Origin of the sequence: Streptomyces sp. NPDC088707 (assembly GCF_044752725.1) — a bacterium.
GTDB lineage: Bacteria > Actinomycetota > Actinomycetes > Streptomycetales > Streptomycetaceae > Streptomyces.
In genome coordinates this window covers 132,447-150,263 of the sequence record NZ_JBIVLV010000002.1, presented here as the reverse complement: position 1 = coordinate 150,263, position 17,817 = coordinate 132,447, and the positions used below count along the sequence as shown (strand labels likewise).

Sequence of the window (17,817 nt, the reverse complement as noted above, 5' to 3'; positions counted from 1 at the left end):
CGCGGTCAGCGGCCGAAGGTGTCGATGTTCTCGACGAGCCAGCGGCCGTCGCGGAGCACGACGTCCACGGCGAACATCGCTCCCGCGTAGACACCCTGGTCCTTGGCCTCGGCCGCCTTGCCCTTCGACGGCCGGCCGGCCGTGCTCACGCTGCTCTGGTCGGCGTAGACCAGGACACGGGCGCGGTCGCCGTCGATCCGCTCCACCGCGCTGTCGGTGACGGTCGTGGTGATCACCGTCTTCTGCTGGGCCGCCTTGGCGAGCACCCCGCCCAGCAGCGTCCGGTGCTGGGCGACGGCCTTGCCCGTGAGGAGCGTCCTGCCGGCCCGCTCGAAGGCGGCGGTGTCGGCGTGGTCGTACGAGAAGAGCGCGGCGACGGCGGCGCCCGTCTGGCCCTTGATCTCGCTGGTGCGGGCGAGATCCGTGAGCGCGGTGTTGCCGCGCGCGGGGTCGTCACGGAGCTCGCCCGCCCTGCTGTACGCCCATCCGGCGAAGCCTCCCAGCAGGAGCGTCAGGACGCACAGGACGACGAGGGGGACGCGGCCGGACCTGTCGCCGCTCGTCTTCTCAGGGCGGGTGCGCCTGCTGCCGGGCTTCCGGCCGCCGGTCGTCTCGCGGGCCCTCGTCCCTCCCTCCGGCTCCGCGGCCGTCTCCCGTACGGACTGCGCCGCCGGTCGCTCCCCGGTTCCCGGGGCGGGTTCCGTGAGCACCCCCGCGGGCGTACGGGACCTGCCGCCGGGTGCGGGCGCCTGCTGGTCGGCGAGGGCGGCCCGGCGGCGGCGCTGGCGGTTGAGGTGGTGGCGGGGCGTCGGCATCGTGCGTGTCCTTTCGGGTGCGGGCGGCTGTGGCGGTACGGCCCGGTCAGCCGACCGCCGTGCCGCCCACCGGGGCCTGCCCCAGCGCACTGAGCTTCCAGTGGCCGTCGGTGCGGGTGAGTTCGCCGAGCATGCGGCTGTCCTTGTCCGTGCTCTTGCTGTCGGGCGTCGTGACGGTGATGCGCAGGGCCACGAGCAACCGGGCCCGCCCCGCCCGGTCGTCCAGTTCCGTGACGGCCCCGGACAGCACCCGGGCGGTCGTCACCGTCCTCGCGGCCCTCACCTGGCCGGTGAACTCCTCGCGCCCCTCGACCAGTTGCTTGTGCAGTTCACCGGTCGTGGAGGACTCCCAGAGGTCGAGCCCCTGCTCCACCCGCTGGTGGTCCAGGGTGTTGAGGTTCTGCACGGCCTGCTCCCCGGCCGCGAGCGCCTCGTCGCGCTGCACGGCGTACGCGGCGGAGTCGTCGTGGGCGGCGCCGTACCAGTCACGGCCGGCCCAGGCCGCGGAGGCACCCGCGGCGAGGGTCAGCACGAGGGCCACGGCCAGGGCCGGGCGGATGCCCGCCGGGGTGCGGACCGGGCGTGTCATGGGGTGCTCCCGTCTCCCGCTCATGCTCAGCGGGCCTTGATGTCGACGATCAGCCACCGGTCGCCCTGGAACGTCGCGGTGACGGTGAGCTGGGCCGCGGCGGACGTGGCGGTCGCCTTGTCCTGACGGGCCTTGTCCTGACCCGCGGTGCCCCGGCGCGAGGTCTGGTCGAGGAACACGAGGAGGCGCGCGCTGTCCCCGTCGAGTTCGATCACACCGGTGCGCACCGTCTGGGTGCTGAGGGTGATGCGCTGCTCGACGAGCTTCGCGCGGACCTGGGCGAACAGGTCCGCGTACTGGCGGGCGGCACGTCCGGCGAGGACGGTCCCGGCGGAGCGCTCGACGGCGTCGTCGCTCGCGGGCGTGTAGGAGAAGATCCGGGCGAGGCCCTCGCCGACGTCACCGCCGACGCGGGCGGTGGCCCCGGCGTCCGTGAGCGCGTGGTTGCGCGCCGAGGGGGTGGACCTGAGCTGGTGGGCGCCGTAGAAGAAGGCGCTCCCGGCGAGGAGGAGGACGGCGACGGCCGCGGCCAGGGCGGCCTTCCGCCAGGTCGTGGGGAAGCGGCGGGCAGTGTCGTCCGCGGGAGCCTCGGGGACCTCTCCGTCCCCGTCCGCGGCCGCCGGCTCGCCCTCGGCCGCGGTCTCTGCCGTGGCGTCCGCCGTGGTCTCGGCCGTGGGTTCCGTCGTGGTGTCTGCCGCGGTCTCGGCCGTGGTGTCTGCCGCGGTCTCGGCCGTGGTGTCTGCCGCGGTCTCGGCCGTGGCGTCCGCCGCGGTCTCGGTCGCCTCCTCCGGTCGCTCCGGCGCCTCTCCCCCGTCGGTCACGGGCTCGGCCGACCGGGCGCTCGTCCTCCCGCGCACGAGTCGCGTCATTCGTCCTCGCCCTCCTCGGCCCCGGCGACGGGCACCGCGCTCAGCGCCGCGACCCTCCAGGTGTCCTCGCCGGTGCGCGTCAGGACCGCCTCCAGGCGCTTGCGGTCGGTGGAAGCGGCACCGCCCCCGCGCGGGGTGACGTCGACGCGGACGGTCGCGATGAGTTTCGCCGTACCGGCCCTCGCGTCGAGCGCGGTGAGGGCGGCCTCGGTGACCGTGGCGCGCGCCGAGGCGCCCACCGCGGGTGCGGTGCGCCCCAGTTCGGTGCGGAGCGGTCCGGTCGACGCTTCGCGCCAGGCCCGGATGCCCTCCTCGGCGTGCTCGCGGGTCGAGGCGTCGAGGGAGTTGAGGACGGTGAGGCGGGCCCGGCCCTCGGCGAGCGCCGTGTCCCGCTCGCGGCCGAAGGCGAGGCCCTCGTCGGCGCGGGCCTGCGCGTAGGTCCAGACGCCGGTGCCACAGAAGCCGAGGGCGACGACGAGGGCGCCGGCGCCGAGGATCCGGCCCCGCCTCATCGGGTGCCCCCGGTGTTCAGGCCGAGGAGGCCGGCCATGTCCGTCGGCCCGCCGTTCTGGCCGGGCAGCGCGAGCGCGCCGGGCAGGGGCTGCCGGGTGTCGGCCGTGGCGCGGGCGCTGCCGGAGGGCAGGGAACCGGGCCGGGCCGGTACGGGCACGGGGCCGCCCTTCGGCGCGTGGGCCGAGCCGCGCACGTTGACCCCGGCCGCGGCGGAGCCCGTGCAGGAGGCGCCGGTGTTGAGGGCGGGCGCGGTGCCCAGGTCGAGGCCGTTGCGGTAGCGCGTGGCGCCGTATCCCGAGGTGCAGGGCAGGGGCTTGAAGAAGGTGACGGCCATGCCGAAGTTCATGCGGCCTCCTTCGACGGCGGTGGCTCCGGCCGAGACGGCCGCCGGGTACTTCACGAACAGCTCCTCCATGCCGCGCTGCCGGGTGACGGCTATCTCCGAGGTGGTCAGGAGGTTGGCGAGGACGACGCTCAGGCTCGGGTCGAGGTCGCGCAGGAGACCGCTGACCTGGCCGGTCGCGTCGGGGGTGACGGCCAGGAGTCGGCGCAGGTCGCCGTCGGAGCCCTTGAGGGTGGTGGCCAGGGTGCGCGCGCCGGTGGCGAAGTCCCGGATGGCCCGGCTCTCCTCCGCCTGGGTGCGCAGGACGACCTCGCCGTCGTTGATGAGCCGGGTGGTGGCCGGCAGCGAGGTGTCGGCGGCCTGGACGAAGCGGCTGCCGCTGTCGAGGAGGACCTGGAGGTCGTCGCCGTGTCCCTGGAAGGCCTTGCCGAGTTCGTCGACGACCGTGCGCAGGGACTCCAGGGGCACGGAGTCGGTGAGGTCGTTCATGCTCGCGAGGACGTCGGTGACCGGCGCCGGCACCTGGGTGTCGGACTGTTCGATGCGGGCGCCGTCGGCGAGGAAGGGGCCGTCGTCGCTCTCGGGGCGCAGGTCGATGTACTGCTCGCCGACGGCGGAGAGTCCGGCGACCACGGCCCGCGCGTCGGCGGGGATCCTGGGGGCGGACTTCTTGATGCGCAGCTCGGCCACGACGCCTTCGGCGGTCAGGCCGATGTCGCCGACGCGTCCCACGGAGACGCCCCGGTAGGTGACGTCGGAGTGGGTGAACAGGCCGCCGGTGCGGGCGAGATGGACCCGCACGGTGTAGTGGTCGGCGACGCCGGCGTAGCGGCCGAGGTCGGCGTAGCGGACGCCGACGAAGCCGAGGACGAGGACGGCGATGACGAGGAAGGCGAGGTTCTTCAGCCGTACGGTGCGGGTGATCACCGGGTCTCGCCTCCGTCCTTCGGCGGGGCGGCCGGGGGCAGCGGCAGGGGCGGGTTCGGGCTCGGGATGCCGGTTCCGGTGTCGGCCCCGGTTCCCCGGCGGGCGGCGGGGCCCGGGTCGGTCGGGGTGGGCGTGGGGGTGGGCTCGGCCTTGGGGATCAGCGGCGGGATCACCTCGGTGCCCGGGGCGGCGGCGAGGTGCAGGTAGGTGTTGAGGTAGTCGCCCTTGACGCCCCGCAGCACCTCGTCGGTGAAGGGGTACGTGAGCAGCACCTGGAGCGATTCGGGCAGGTCGGCACCGGCGTCCGCGAGTGCCGTGAGGGTGGGCGCGAGGGCCTTGAGGTCGGCGACCATGTCCTTCTTGCTCGCGTCGATGGTGGTGACGGCGACCCCGGACAGGGTGTCCAGGGCGCGCAGCATGGTCAGCAGGGAACCCCGCTGGTTCTCCAGGGTCTTGAGGCCGGGCGAGAGTCCGGTGAGGACCGTGTCGACGTCCTTCTTGCGGCCGGCGAGGGTGGCGGAGAGCCGGTTGAGGCCGTCGAGGGCGCGGGTGATGTCGCCGCGGTGGGCGTCCAGGGTCGTCACGAGGGTGTTGACCCTCCGGAGCATCGAGCGGACCTCGGGTTCGCGTCCGTCGAGCGCCGCGTTGAGTTCGCGGGTGATGGTCTTGAGCTGGTTGACGCCGCCGCCGTTGAGGAGCAGGGACAGGGCGCCGAACACCTCCTCGACCTCGGTGTTGCGGCTGGTGCGGGTGAGCGGGATGACGCTGCCGTCGGTGAGCAGTCCGCCGTCGTCCTTCGGCGGGGCGACGAGCTGGATGTACTTCTCGCCCAGGAGGCTCGACTGTTCCAGTCGGGCGCCCGCGCCGGCGGGCAGCCGGACGTCGCCGTTGATCTTCAGGGTGACGCGGGCGGACCAGGTGTCGGTCGTCCCGAGCTCGATGGCGGTGACGCGGCCGACGGCGACGTCGTTGACCTTCACCGCGGACTGCGGCACGAGGCTGAGCACGTCGTCGAGTTCGGCGGTGACGGTGTAGGGGTGGGGGCCGAGGTCGGCGCCGCCGGGCAGGGGCAGGTCCTCGATGCCGTCGAAGCGGAAGGGGTTCCCCGGGGTCACGCCGAGGACGACGGCGAGTCCGACGCCGAGCGCGATCACTCCGGCGGCTCCGACTCCGGCCACTCGCCCGGTGGGCAGGGTGGGGCGTCTCATCGGTCCCCCTCTCCGGTGGTCGCCGAGGGGGCACCGGCCGGTGAGGAGCCGCCGGGTCCCACCGCGCCGCCGGCTCCCGCGGATCCGCCGGTCGAGGCGGATCCGCCGGTCACCGGCAGCGGGAGCAGCGGTCCGCCCATGCTGATCTCGTTGAGGTTGGCGCGGCCGTCGAGGGTGCGGGTGTCCTTGTTGTACGCGTTGACGACGTTGGAGGCGGCGAGCGGGGCGACGTCGAGGGCTTCGGCGAGGGAGGCGCGCTGGTCGACGAGGGTCTGGGTGAGGGGGACGAGCCGGTCGACGTTCTTCTTCAGTTCGCCGCGGTTGTCCTTGATGAACGCCTTGACCTGGACGAGGGCCCTGCCGAGTTCCTTGAGGGCGCCGGCGAGGTCGTCCTTGTTCTCCGCGAAGTAGCCGACGACCTCGTCGAGGCGTTCCTGGGCGGTGCGGACGTCGCCGTCCTTCTCCTTGAGCATGGTGGTGAAGGTCTGGAGCCGGCCGAGGGTGGTGAAGAGGTCCTCGCTGCTGCCGTCGAGGGTCTTGGCGGCCTTGCCGAACTCCTTGATGGAGGTGCCGATGGACGTGCCGTTGCCTTTGAGGTTCTTCGCGCCGGTGTCGAGGAGTTCGGACAGGGCGCCGGTGGAGTTGGCGCCGTTCGGTCCGAGGGCCCGGCTCAGTTCGGTGATCGAGTCGTAGAGCTGGTCGATCTCGACGGGGGTGCGGTTGCGGGCGGCGGGCAGTTCCGCGCCGTCGGCGAGGGTGGGGCCGGTGCTGTACGCGGGGGTGAGCTGCACGTACCGGTCGGCGACGATGCTCGGGGCGACGACGAGGGCCCGGGCATCGGCGGGGACGCGGACGCCCTCGTCGAGGAGGAGCCGGACGCGTACCCGGGTGCCCTGCGGTTCCACGGACTCGACCTCGCCGACGCGTACGCCGAGGACGCGAAGGTCGGAGCCCGCGTAGATGCCGACCGTCCGGTCGAACCAGGCGGTGATCCGGGTGCCGTCGTCGTCGAGGACGCGGACGGCGACGAGACCGCAGGCGGCGAGCAGCACGAGGGCGAGCCCGGCGACGAGGGGTTTTCCGGGTCTGGTCATCATTCACCGCTCCCCTTGGCCGTCGCCTTCTGTTTCGGCGGCAGGCATCCGGTCGTGGGCTGCGAGGTCTCGGGCAGGTAGGTACGGGGCACGACGCCGCACAGGTAGCTGTCGAACCAGCGGCCGCTGCCGAGGGTGTTGCCGACGAGCCGGTAGTACGGGCCGATCAGCGCGAGTGTCCTGTCGAGCCGGCCGCTGTTCTTCTCCAGGACTCCGGTGACGCGGCTGAGGGCCTTGAGGGTGGGGCCGAGCTGCCGGTCGTTGTCGCTGACGAGGCCGCCGAGTTCGGTGCCGAGCGCCCTGCTGCCCTTGAGGAGGGCGCGGATGGCGTCGCGGCGCTTCTGGAGTTCTCCGAGCAGGGAGCCGCCGTCCTCGATGAGGGTCTCGAAGCTGGATTTCTTGCTCTCCAGGGTCTTGGTGAAGGTGCTGCTGTTCGCCAGGAGCCGGGCGAGTTCGGTGTCGCGCTTGGAGACGGACTTCGACAGTTCGGAGAGGCCGGTGGCGGCGTTGCGGACGTGCGGCGGTGAGTTCTTGAAGGTGTCGGAGATCGTCTCGAAGCTCTCGGCGAGTTGCTTGGTGTCGATGGCGTCGACGGTTCCGCTGAGGTCCTGGAACGCCTGGGTGACGTCGTACGGGGAGGTGGTGCGCGACTGCGGGATGCGGGTTCCCGGGTCCTGCCGGTCGGAGCCCAGTGGGTCGAGCGCCAGGTACTTCTCGCCGAGGAGGGTCTTGATGGCGATGGCGGCGGTGGAGCGGTCTCCGACCCAGGCGTCGCCGACCTCGAATGTCACCTTGACCTTGGGTCCGTCGAGGGCGACGTCGGTGACCTTGCCGACCTTGACGCCGGCGATGCGCACCTCGTCGCCGGCGTCGAGTCCGGCGGCCTCGGAGAAGTCGGCGCTGTAGGTGGTGTCGTCGCCCACGAGGGGCAGTCGTTCCACGTTGAACGCCAGGGCGGCGACCAGGGCGAGGAGGAGCAGTCCGGCGACGGCGACGGCGACCGGGTTGCGCTCCTTGACCGGCGTGAGCCGGGGGCGGGGGCTCATCCGCGGCACCTCGGTTCGGTCACGGCGATCCCGGTCGGCGGCTTCGAGCCGTCGGAGGTTCCCACGCCGGTCACGCGCGCCTCGCAGAGGTAGAGGTTGAACCAGGATCCGTACGAGGACAGCCGGGCCAGGGCGGTCATCTTGGCGGGGGTGCGGGCGAGGAAGGCCTCGATGGCGGGGGTGTGATCGCCGAGCGTGCCGGAGAGGCGGCCGAGTTCGCGGATGTCCTTCTTGAGGGGGGCCCGCGCCTCCTGGAAGAGGCCGGCGGTCGTCGTGGTGAGGTCGCCGATGGCCTGGACCGCCTCGCCGAGGGGCTTGCGGTCGGTGTTGAAGCCGGTGACGAGTTTCTGGAGGGTGACGACGAGGTCGTCGAAGGCCGCCTCGCGGTTGTTGAGGGTGGTGAGGACGGTGTTGAGGTGGGTGACGACCTGGCCGATGACCTTGTCCTTGGCGGCGACCGTCCTGGTGAGGGATCCGATGTGGCGCAGCAGGCTGTCGACGGTGCCGCTCTCGCCCTGGAGGACCTGGACGAGTGATCCGGCGAGGTCGTTGACGTCGGCGGGCGAGAGGCCCTCGAAGAGCGGCTTGAAGCCGTTGAAGAGCAGGGTCAGGTCGAGGGCGGGCGTGGTGCGGGCGAGCGGGATGGTGTCCCCGTCGTCCAGGGTGCCGGTCAGGTCGCCGCTGCCCCGCCCGAGGGAGACGTAGCGCTGCCCGACCATGTTGAGGTACTTCACGGCGGCGGTCGCCGAGCGGGGCACGGAGCGGTCCTCGCGGACCGAGAAGGTGACCTGGGCGGTGCGCCGTTCGACGACGCGTACGTCGGTCACCTCGCCGACCTTCACCCCGGCGATGCGCACGGAGTCGCCCTTGACGAGCCCGGTGACGTCGGTGAACAGCGCCTTGTAGGAGCGGGTGGCGGAACCGACCCCGGTGTTGGCGATGCTGAGGCCGAGGACGGTGGTGGCCAGTGCCGTGACCAGCACGAACGCGAGGGATTTCAGGAGCGTGCCGGTCAGTCCGCGCCGGCGGGTGTGGGCGGGCTGCTTCGTCATCGGAGGGTCACCTCCGCGCCGCGGAACGCCGGTCCGACGAGCGTGCTGCTCCAGTCCGGGAGGTCGCCGGGCCGCTGCTTCGCCCCGGTAGCGAGGAGTTCGTTGAGGAGGTCGTTCTCCTGCGCGGAGTTGGCGGGGCCGAGGTTCTGGGCGGCCGCGGCGGAGGCCCGTGCGGCGGGTGCGACCGGGATGCCGAGGTAGGGCACGGGGTAGCAGCGCGGGCCGCCGCCGGAGCCGTAGGACGGTGTGTCGCGGCCGGGGACGTACGCGCCGCGCGCGGGCACGGTGGTGACGTCGACGTGCAGTCCCGGCTGGTTCGTTCCCTTGCCGAGGGCCTTGTCCATGGCCGGTACGAACTGGGCGAGGGTGCGCAGGGTGCAGGGGAAGGAGGGCGCGTACTCGGCGAGCAGCTCCACGGTGGGACGGCTGGTGGCGCTGAGCCGGATGATGTTGTTCTTGTTCTGGCGCAGGAAGGCGGTCAGGTCCTGGGCCGTCCTGGTGGTGGAGCCGAGGGTGCCGGCGAGGTCGGCCTCCTTCTCGGCGAGGGTGCCGCTGGTGGTGGTGAAGTCGGTGAGCGCCGTGACGATGTCGGGGGCGGCGTCGGCGTAGAGGTGGCTGACCTTCACGAGTTCTTTCAGGTCGCGGGTGAGGGCGGGCAGTTGGGGGTTGAACTCCCGGAGGTGGGCGTCGAGCCGGGTGAGGGTGTCGCCGAGCTTGTCGCCGCGCCCCTCAAGGGCCTGGGAGACGGCCGACAGGGTGGCCGAGAGCTTCTGCGGCTGGACGGCGGTGAGCAGGGGCAGGACGTTGTCGAGGACCTGCTGGAGTTCGACGGCGTTGCTCGATCGGTCCTCCGGGATGACGGCGCCGGGGTGCAGCGGGTCGGCCGTGGAGCCGCCGGGCGGTACGAGGGCGACGAACCGTTCGCCGAAGAGGGTCGTGGGCAGCATCTGGGCGCGGACGTCGGACGGCACGTGGCGGAGGGTTCCGGGCCGCATGGCGAGGGTGAGGCGGGCGCCGCCGTCGGTGGCGTCGATGGCGCGGACCTCGCCGATGACGACGCCGCGGAGTTTCACCTCGGCGCCGAGGTGCATCTCGTTGCCGACGGTGCCGGTCTCGACGACGATCGGGTCGGAGTCGGTGAACTTCTTGTCGTAGACGGCGACCGCGAGCCAGGCGAGCAGGGCGGGCACCAGGAGGAAGACCACGCCGGCGAAGCGGCGGCGCAGGGTCTCGGCACGTGAGTCGCTCATCTCACCCCGCCACCTTCACGGTCGTGGTCGCGCCCCAGAGGGCCAGCGACAGGAAGAAGTCGGTGACGCTGATCAGCACGATCGCGTTGCGTACGGAGCGGCCGACCGCGATGCCGACGCCGGCGGGGCCGCCGGAGGCGCGGAAGCCGTAGTAGCAGTGGGCGACGATCACCATCACGCTGAAGATCAGCACTTTCAGCACCGAGAGCAGGACGTCCGTCGGTGACAGGAAGAGGTTGAAGTAGTGGTCGTACGTGCCCTGGGACTGGCCGTTGAAGAGGACGGTCACATAGCGCGAGGCCAGGTAGGAGGAGAGCAGGCCGATCGCGTACAGCGGGACGATGGCGACGACGCCGGCGATGATCCGGGTGGTGACGAGGTACGGCATGGAGCGGATGCCCATGCCTTCGAGGGCGTCGACCTCCTCGTTGATGCGCATGGCGCCGAGCTGGGCGGTGAATCCGGCGCCGACGGTCGCGGAGAGGGCGAGCCCGGCGACGAGCGGGGCGATCTCGCGGGTGTTGAAGTAGGCGGAGACGAAGCCGGTGAACGCCGCGGTGCCGATCTGCTCCAGGGCGGCGTAGCCCTGGAGGCCGACGACGGTTCCGGTGAAGAGCGTCATCGCGATCATGACGCCGATGGTGCCGCCGATGACGCCGAGACCGCCGGAGCCGAAGGCGACCTCGGCGAGCAGCCGCTGCACCTCCTTGAGGTAGCGGCGCAGGGTCCGCGGCACCCAGAGCAGGGCCTTGACGTAGAAGAGGAGCTGGTCACCGGACCGGTCGAGCCAGACGAACGGGGAGGCCATCGGTCTCAGCCTCCCTTCGGCGGGACGATCTGCAGGTAGATGCCCGTCAGCACCATGTTCACGAAGAACAGCAGCATGAAGGTGATGACGACGGACTGGTTGACGGCGTCGCCGACCCCCTTGGGGCCGCCCCGGGGGTTGAGTCCCCGGTAGGCGGCGACGATGCCGGCGATGAACCCGAAGATCAGGGCCTTGAGTTCGCTGATGTAGAGGTCGGGCAGCTGGGCGAGGGCGGAGAAGCTGGAGAGATAGGCACCAGGGGTGCCGCCCTGGAGGATGATGTTGAAGAAGTAGCCGCCGAGCGTGCCGACGACGGAGACCATCCCGTTGAGCAGGACGGCGACCGCCATGGTGGCGAGGACGCGCGGGACGACCAGCCGCTGCACGGGCGAGACGCCCATGACCTCCATCGCGTCGAGCTCCTCGCGGATCTTGCGGGAGCCGAGGTCGGCGCAGATGGCGGAGCCGCCGGCGCCGGCGATCAGGAGGGCGACGATGAGGGGGCTGGCCTGCTGGATGACGGCGAGCACACTGGCGCCGCCGGTGAACGACTGGGCTCCCAACTGCTGGGTGAGCGAGCCGACCTGGAGGGCGATCACGGCGCCGAACGGGATGGAGACGAGCGCGGCCGGCAGGATGGTGACGCTGGCGACGAACCAGAACTGCTCGACGAACTCCCGGAACTGGAAGGGGCGTCGGAAGACGGCCCGGGTCACTTCGGCGGCGAGGGCGAAGAGTCGGCCGGTCTGCCGCAGCGCGCCGGTGATCACGAGCCGCTCCCGGTGATCCGCTGCCGCTGGGGCAGGGTGTACGCCGCGTCCCTGGCGTAGGTGTCGCGGATGGCGGCCTGGGCGGCGCGCGGCAGCCGGTCGAGCATGCCGAGGACGCGCTCGCGGCGGCGTGCGACCGCCGCGCGCGGCGGGAGGCCTGGCGAGGGTTCCAGCTGCGGGACGATGGCCCGGGGCGCGGTCGGGCGGTCGGCGGGGTTGTCCAGCTCGGCGGCGAGCAGGGCGGCGTCCTTCTCCTCGGACATGCCGATGGGGCCTTCGCGGCGGCCGGCGAGGAACTGGGTGACGACCGGTTCGTCGCTGGTGAGGAGGACCTCGCGCGGGCCGAAGGTGACGAGGTTGCGCCGGAAGAACATCCCCATGTTGTCGGGGACCGTGGCGGCGATGTCGAGGTTGTGGGTGACGATCAGCATCGTCGCGTCGATGCGCGCGTTGAGGTCGATGAGCAGCTGCGACAGATAGGCGGTGCGGACGGGGTCGAGCCCGGAGTCCGGTTCGTCGCAGAGGACGATCTGCGGGTCGAGGACCAGGGCGCGGGCCAGGCCGGCTCGTTTGCGCATGCCGCCGCTGATCTCGCCCGGCAGCTTCCCCTCCGCGCCCAGCAGGCCGACGAGGTCGATCCGCTCCATCACGATGCGCCGGATCTCGGACTCCCGCTTCCGGGTGTGCTCGCGCAGCGGGAAGGCGATGTTGTCGAAGAGGGTCATGGAGCCGAAGAGGGCGCCGTCCTGGAACATGAGGCCGAAGAGTTTCCTGGTCTCGTAGATGTCTCGTTCCGGGCTGCTCACCATGTCGACGCCATTGATGAGAACGCGGCCCTTTTGGGGCTTGAGCAGCCCGATGAGCGATTTCAGGAAGACCGTCTTCCCGGTACCGGAAGGGCCGAGCATCACGCTCACCTCTCCGGCCGGCAAGGTCAGGGACACGTCCTGCCAGATATTCTGCTTGCCGAAGGACATGGTCAGACCCTCAACGACTACTTCGATTCCCATCCCACCTCCAGCAAGCGTGCGTCGGGGGTGCGCCGCGGGCGCACGTTAAGTCGGTGCGGATCACTGGGACAAGAGGCGTGGCGCAAAATCCTTGATCCGCTCCTGTATTTGTCACCACGGAGACAAAGACCGGGTTCGACTTTGTCTGCGCGGAGACACACGGATGGGCCGACCTGCGACTCCTGTCGTCGCCACGGGAACGTTACGGCCGAGTAACCTCCCCGGGCAATACCGGATCCGGAGTTTTCGGCGACAGGGGGAGGACGGCCGGGCCCTTATCAGCAGGGAGACAATTCCATTTCGCAGCTTGTCACCAGGGAGAGCAATGCTGAATCCAGCCATCCCTGATCGATCATAATTGTCGACATTGCGCACCGCGGAACCAAGGAGATTCCGGCCACCGCTCACCCGCTTGACAGGCAATTAGGCTTCTTCAAAGAATCATGGACAGCGGCATTGTTCAGCTAAGTTTCTCGCAAGTAACGTCAGGTTTCGCGGCCGAGAAATACCGGGCCGCCGACCGCTCCCCCCACCGCGGTCGCACCCTCAGCTGGTCAATCCTCAAGGAGAGTCCGGGACCCATGAAGAAGCAGATCAGAAACTTCGCCGTCGTCGCCGGGGCGGCCACCGCCGCGTTCGCCCTCGCCGCCGGCCCCGCCTCGGCCGTGCCCTCGACGGTCTGGACCGTCAACCCGACGCCCGCCAGCTTCAACGCGACCAACAGCGGCAACGTCGTCCTGAGCGTCAACGGCATCGCCATGACGTGTACGAACTCGAAGGCCTCGGGCACCATGGCGAGCGCCACCGGCAACCCGGCGACCGTCGCCTCCATCAGCGCCATCGCCTTCGGCGCCACCGGCGCGCCCTGCACCAGCGTCCTGGGCAACGTGACCACCGTCGCGACCACCCCGTGGACCGTGGTGGCGCAGGACTACACCGCCGCGACCGGGGTCACCAAGGGCTACGTCGGCAACGTCGACGCCAAGGTGACGGTCGGCGCCTGCGTCTTCCGCGTGACGGGCAAGGCCTCCGGCACGTACACCAACTCGACGGGCAAGCTGGCGGTCAACAGCGTCACCGGCGAGCTCACCGTCGTCTCCTCGACCAACTGCGGCTCCGCCGTCCCGGTCGGCGCCAAGCCGCTCTTCAAGGGCGACTACCTGGTCAAGGTGACCGGCACGAGCACCATCCCGACGATCGTCGGCTCCAACCCGTAGGGCGCGCGAACCCGCGTCCGCCCGGCCGGCGACCCCGGCCGGGCGGACGCGGGCCGTCCGCGCCCCGACGGCCTTCCCCTCGCGCCCGCGCACACGACGCTCGCGCGCACGATCCGAGCGGAGTACCAGATGAGAGGCCAGCGAGCCGCCCTGCGGCCCTCCCGCGCCCAGACGCGCGGTGCGGCGATCGCCGCACTCGTGGCACTCGCCCCCCTTCTCCCCGCGGCTGCCGTGGCCCTGGGCTCGCACGAGGTCGACACCCGGCTCCCCTACCTCTGCACCCTGCCTTCGGGCCCGCAGGCCGCGACGGTACGGATCAGGGCGACCGTCCCCGACCGGGCGACCGTCGGCGAGACGATCGAGGCGGCCGACGTCAGCACGACACTGGAACTCCCGGCAGCGGTGGCGGCCGAGCTCACCGCCCTCGACGCCGCCACGGTACGGGCGGAGACGACGCTCACGGTCGGCGTGGGCCAGAACGGCGCGAGCACGGACGTCACCTGGCTCGGCACGGCCCAGCCCGCCCCCGTCCCCGCGGTGGGCCCGCTCACCCTCACCGGAACCGGCGACGTCCCCGCTCTCACGACGGGCACCGCCGGCGACCTGACCCTCACCGCCGGAAACCTCGCTGTCGGCCTCGCCCCGAGCAAGGCCGACGGTACGCCCACCAGTCCGGCGTCCCTCTCCGTCAGCTGCGTCCCCGGGCCGGACGCGGAGAACCGGACGGTGCTCGCCGCGATCCCCGTCACGCCGGGCTCCGCCGCCACCCCGAGTCCCGGCACGCCGTCCACTCCCCCGACCGCCCCCTCCTCGTCCCCGCCCTCCTCCGCGCCCTCGTCCTCGGCCACCCCCTCCGGTCGGCCGTCGACCCCGGCCGGCCGGGAGCCCACGGGCGGAACGACCGGAGCACCGCCTGGCCCGGCGGCCGCCACGGAGGCCGGCAAGGGCCCGCGAGTGGCCCCCGAGAACGCGCCCGCCACCGCCGGCCGCCCGAAGGCACCGCCCTGCGTCACCGAGAAGCCGACCTCCACCTCGCTCTCCGCGTACATCACCGGCTACTCCAACGTGCACAAGCTCGACGGGGCCTCGCTCATCCCGGTGTCCTGCGTCCAGCTCGAACAGGGTGAGCCGGTGATCGACTTCCGTCCGGACGGCACCCTGCACCTGCTCCAGAAGTCGGAGGGCTCCCTCCGGTACCAGGGGCGCAAGCAGTCCCCGCCCTTCACGTCCACCTTTCTGACCTTCGGCTTCGCGCCCACCAAGGCGACCCTGGTACTGGAGCAGGCGGGGCCCCTGGTCGTCGAGTCGGACGTCCTCCTCGTCTTCCCCGACAACATCGCGGAGACCTACATCCGGGTCCCTCTCGTCCTGCGCGTTCTCGACGTGGAGGTCAACGGCACCCCGCTGGACGTCGGCCCCGACTGCCGCACGGTCACACCGCTCAGTTCCCCCGAGCCTCAGCCCGCCAAGTACCCCGGTGACCACCTGGTGCTGCTCGGCAAGGGACAGCTTCTCAACGGCACCGACGCCACCGGCTACGTCCTCACCAGTGGCGGCCCGCTCACCGGCGAGGTGACGATCCCCGCGTTCAAGGGCTGCGGCACCGGCGGCGAGAACCTCGACCGCCTCCTCACCGCTTCCATCTCCGGCCCCGGCAACCACATCAGGCAGATCCAGGGCCAGACCTGCGCGGTGGGCGTGGAGGTGCCCACCGAGGGCCAGTGCACCGCGGACCGCCAGCCGTACGTGGTCCCCAAGCCCGAGCGCTGAGCCTGCGCACCCGGCCTGCCCCGGCCCGCCTCCGGTCCCTCGCCCTCCCGCGCTCCACCGGTCCACCGCTCGCCCCGCACCCCCTCGCCCCCGCCCCGCCCCGCCCCGTCAACGAAAGGCATCGTCATGCCCCTCGTCTCCTCCCGCACCCGCCTCGCCACGCTCTCCGCCCTGACGGCGCTCGGCGCCTTCGCCTCCATGGGGACGGCGACGGCCGGCAACCCGCAGCTGAACGGCAGTTGGGGGCCGTCGACCCGCTGCCCCGTCGACGCCGGGGCCATGCTCGCCTCGGACGGTCTCGACACATCGCCCCAGTGCGTCGTCTCCTCCTCCGCGAGCGGCTCCATCAAGCTGGGCAACACCACCGTGACGACCGGCAGCACCAACCTCCAGATCGGCGTCGTCCAGAACCCCGACGGCACCAGCACCGTCACCGCCCCGGCCGGCGGCGCGCTCATCGCCGCCCCGGCCACCGTCCCCGGCGGCCTCCTCGGTCTGATGTGTCCCAGCGACATCCCGTTCATCTCCGACATCTGCCGGCAGCTGACCGACGCCAAGCTCAACAAGATCACCGCCACCATGGAGTCGGTCGGCACCCCGTCGGACTTCGACCAGATCGCGGGCGTGCTCACCGACAAGCCGATCGTGTCCATCCCGGTCCGCATCCGGCTCGAGAACCCGTTCCTGGGCAGCAACTGCTACATCGGGACGAAGGCCAACCCCATCATCCTGCGCCCGAGCAACCTCACGTCGCCCGACTTCGGCGTCGAGCGCTTCAACGGCGACGGCTCCCCGAACGAGGAGGGCGACATGAGCCGCCTCAACATCCTCGGCTCCACCCAGAGCGACAAGACCTTCGCCGTCCCCGGCGCCAGCGGCTGCGGCCTCGGCTGGTTCGGCCTGATCGACGCCGCGGTCAACCTCAAGACGGGGCTGCCCTCCGCCGCCGGCAAGAACAGCCTCACGCTCAACAACACCCAGACCCACCTGACGGGCCTCTTCGCCCCCGGTCTCGCCGCCCCCGACGCGGGCAAGGTCCTGTCCCGGAACTGGCACTCGGCAGTTCGGTAACGGCCACTCAGGGTCGATTCCCGGCCTAGTAGGTAAGCGCGTACCCCTCCGGCACGCCAACTCTTGCTCAACGTGTGTACAGCACACAGCAGTTCACTTAGCTTCAGCAGTCCACGTAGGTACGCACCTGACGACCACGGCGGCGCCCACCACGCCAGGCTGGGCTCCGCACCGTCGCTCCCCCACCGGTCGCGTAGGAGAGCAAGGGATCGGTTCATGCCCGCAATCGCCCAGTCGCCGGACATCGGTGAACCGCTCGAACCTCTCCCCAGGGAGTTCGCCGCCCTGATGAGGCCGGAGATCCCCGGCCTCATCAAGGAGATCGGCATGGAGGTCCAGCGGACCTATCCCGTGTACGCCCATCTCTTCAACGGGCCGCACTCGGACGCGATCCGCCAAGGCGTGGAGCAGGCGCTCGCCGCCTTCGTGGAGCGGGTCGCCGACCCCGGGACGAACTCGGCCCTCCGGGACGAACTGCTCCGCAAGTTCGGCCGCGTGGAGGCCTACGAGGGGCGCGACCTCGACACGCTGCTGGGCGCCTACCGCCTGGGCGCGCGCGTCGCACTGCGCCGGGCCAAGATCATCGGACGTACGTACAACCTCTCCCCCACCCTGATCCTCGCCTTCGCGGACGCCCTCTTCGCCTACGTCGACGAGCTGGAGGCCCTGTCCCGCGAGGGCTACGTCATGGTTCAGACCCGCGCGGTGTCCGATGTGGCCGCGCTGCGAAGACAGTTACTCCACCTGGTCGTCGCCGGGCCGCCGCTGCCCCGGGCGACCATCGCCGAGCTGTGCCGGGACGCCTCCTGGCAGCTCCCCGCCGAGTGCACCCTGGTCGCCCTCCGCCCGCCGCTCGCCGAGCTCGTCCAGGCGGGGCTCGACCGGGACGTCCTCGCCGACCTCACCCTTCCCCAGCCGTATCTGCTCATCCCCGGCCCGCTGACCGCCGACCGCCTCGCGATGCTCGGCTCCGCCCTGGCCGGCACCCCCGCCGTCGTCGGTCTGACCGTGCCGCCGGCCCAGGCCGCCCACTCCATCCGGTGGGCCCGGCGCGTCCTCCAGCTCATCGACGACGGCGTCGTCGCCGACGCCCCGCTCGTGCACTGCGAGGACCACCTGACAACGTTGTGGCTGCTGTCCGACCCCGCCCTGGTGGCCCAGCTCGCCCAGCGCGAACTCGCGCCGCTCGACGAGCTGTCCGGCACCCGGCGCGACCGGCTGATCGAGACCCTGCGGGTCCACATCTCCACCCGGGCACCCGCCGAGCAGGTCGGCGAGATGCTCGGCGTACACGCCCAGACGGTCCGCTACCGGCTGCGGAACCTGGACAGCCACTTCGGCGACCGGCTCCTCGACCCCGACCACCGGTTCGCCCTCGAAGCGGCCCTGCGCGCACTCCACCTCGGCGGGAGGCGGACGGACTGAGCCGGGCCGCGTACGCGCTTGCGCGTCGCGGCCCCGGTCG

At 71.7% G+C, this 17,817-nt stretch carries 17 protein-coding genes; 4 read left to right on the top strand and 13 right to left on the bottom strand.

Annotation, left to right across the window (positions count from 1 at the left end; all coding sequences use genetic code 11):
- Positions 1–5: 5 nt before the first annotated feature.
- The 13 genes from ACIP84_RS08140 to ACIP84_RS08080 are packed head-to-tail and all read right to left on the bottom strand — an operon-like array spanning position 6 to position 12,294.
- Positions 6–815, bottom strand: a complete 810-nt coding sequence (locus ACIP84_RS08140; RefSeq protein WP_401796011.1) for a hypothetical protein — start codon at positions 813–815, stop codon at positions 6–8.
- A gap of 46 nt (positions 816–861) precedes the next feature.
- Entirely contained in the window at positions 862–1,404 is a 543-nt protein-coding gene (locus ACIP84_RS08135; protein WP_355958392.1) for a nuclear transport factor 2 family protein, read from the bottom strand.
- 26 nt (positions 1,405–1,430) lie between these two features.
- On the bottom strand, positions 1,431–2,273 hold the full coding sequence (locus ACIP84_RS08130; RefSeq protein WP_401796008.1) for a hypothetical protein: 843 nt from the start codon (positions 2,271–2,273) through the stop codon (positions 1,431–1,433).
- A complete protein-coding gene (locus tag ACIP84_RS08125; RefSeq protein ID WP_401796005.1) occupies positions 2,270–2,785 on the bottom strand; it encodes a hypothetical protein in 516 nt (171 codons plus the stop codon). Before ACIP84_RS08125 ends, ACIP84_RS08130 begins: the two co-directional genes overlap by 4 nt.
- On the bottom strand, positions 2,782–4,056 hold the full coding sequence (locus ACIP84_RS08120) for an MCE family protein (RefSeq protein WP_401796002.1): 1,275 nt from the start codon (positions 4,054–4,056) through the stop codon (positions 2,782–2,784). Before ACIP84_RS08120 ends, ACIP84_RS08125 begins: the two co-directional genes overlap by 4 nt.
- Positions 4,053–5,264: an MCE family protein gene (locus ACIP84_RS08115; RefSeq protein WP_401795999.1), complete on the bottom strand. Its 1,212-nt coding sequence runs from the start codon at positions 5,262–5,264 to the stop codon at positions 4,053–4,055. Before ACIP84_RS08115 ends, ACIP84_RS08120 begins: the two co-directional genes overlap by 4 nt.
- Positions 5,261–6,358 carry an MCE family protein gene (locus ACIP84_RS08110; RefSeq protein ID WP_401797075.1) on the bottom strand — a complete coding sequence of 366 codons (1,098 nt, stop codon included), beginning with the start codon at positions 6,356–6,358 and terminating at the stop codon, positions 5,261–5,263. The genes ACIP84_RS08115 and ACIP84_RS08110 overlap by 4 nt, the downstream gene beginning before the upstream one ends.
- Positions 6,358–7,404 (bottom strand): MCE family protein, encoded by a 1,047-nt coding sequence (locus ACIP84_RS08105; protein ID WP_401795996.1) that lies wholly within the window; start codon positions 7,402–7,404, stop codon positions 6,358–6,360. The genes ACIP84_RS08110 and ACIP84_RS08105 overlap by 1 nt, the downstream gene beginning before the upstream one ends.
- Complete coding sequence (locus ACIP84_RS08100; RefSeq protein WP_401795993.1) at positions 7,401–8,456, bottom strand: MCE family protein; 1,056 nt, start codon at positions 8,454–8,456, stop codon at positions 7,401–7,403. The genes ACIP84_RS08105 and ACIP84_RS08100 overlap by 4 nt, the downstream gene beginning before the upstream one ends.
- Entirely contained in the window at positions 8,453–9,706 is a 1,254-nt protein-coding gene (locus ACIP84_RS08095) for an MCE family protein (protein ID WP_401795990.1), read from the bottom strand. Before ACIP84_RS08095 ends, ACIP84_RS08100 begins: the two co-directional genes overlap by 4 nt.
- A gap of 1 nt (position 9,707) precedes the next feature.
- The gene (locus tag ACIP84_RS08090) at positions 9,708–10,514 is read right to left on the bottom strand and encodes an ABC transporter permease (protein WP_073902099.1); all 807 of its coding nucleotides are present in this window, start codon (positions 10,512–10,514) and stop codon (positions 9,708–9,710) included.
- Between the two features lie 5 nt (positions 10,515–10,519).
- Complete coding sequence (locus ACIP84_RS08085) at positions 10,520–11,284, bottom strand: ABC transporter permease (RefSeq protein WP_030316734.1); 765 nt, start codon at positions 11,282–11,284, stop codon at positions 10,520–10,522.
- On the bottom strand, positions 11,281–12,294 hold the full coding sequence (locus ACIP84_RS08080; protein ID WP_401795986.1) for an ABC transporter ATP-binding protein: 1,014 nt from the start codon (positions 12,292–12,294) through the stop codon (positions 11,281–11,283). The genes ACIP84_RS08085 and ACIP84_RS08080 overlap by 4 nt, the downstream gene beginning before the upstream one ends.
- 581 nt (positions 12,295–12,875) lie before the next feature.
- On the opposite strand from ACIP84_RS08080, the gene ACIP84_RS08075 reads away from it, so the two are divergent.
- The 4 genes from ACIP84_RS08075 (at position 12,876) to ACIP84_RS08060 (ending at position 17,777) form a co-directional block, all read left to right on the top strand.
- Positions 12,876–13,511, top strand: a complete 636-nt coding sequence (locus ACIP84_RS08075) for a hypothetical protein (RefSeq protein WP_355958377.1) — start codon at positions 12,876–12,878, stop codon at positions 13,509–13,511.
- 129 nt (positions 13,512–13,640) lie between these two features.
- Positions 13,641–15,281: a DUF6801 domain-containing protein gene (locus ACIP84_RS08070; RefSeq protein WP_401795981.1), complete on the top strand. Its 1,641-nt coding sequence runs from the start codon at positions 13,641–13,643 to the stop codon at positions 15,279–15,281.
- A 126-nt stretch (positions 15,282–15,407) separates the two neighbouring features.
- Positions 15,408–16,352: a hypothetical protein gene (locus tag ACIP84_RS08065; protein WP_355958373.1), complete on the top strand. Its 945-nt coding sequence runs from the start codon at positions 15,408–15,410 to the stop codon at positions 16,350–16,352.
- A 216-nt stretch (positions 16,353–16,568) separates the two neighbouring features.
- Entirely contained in the window at positions 16,569–17,777 is a 1,209-nt protein-coding gene (locus ACIP84_RS08060; RefSeq protein WP_355958372.1) for a helix-turn-helix domain-containing protein, read from the top strand.
- Positions 17,778–17,817: the final 40 nt, after the last annotated feature.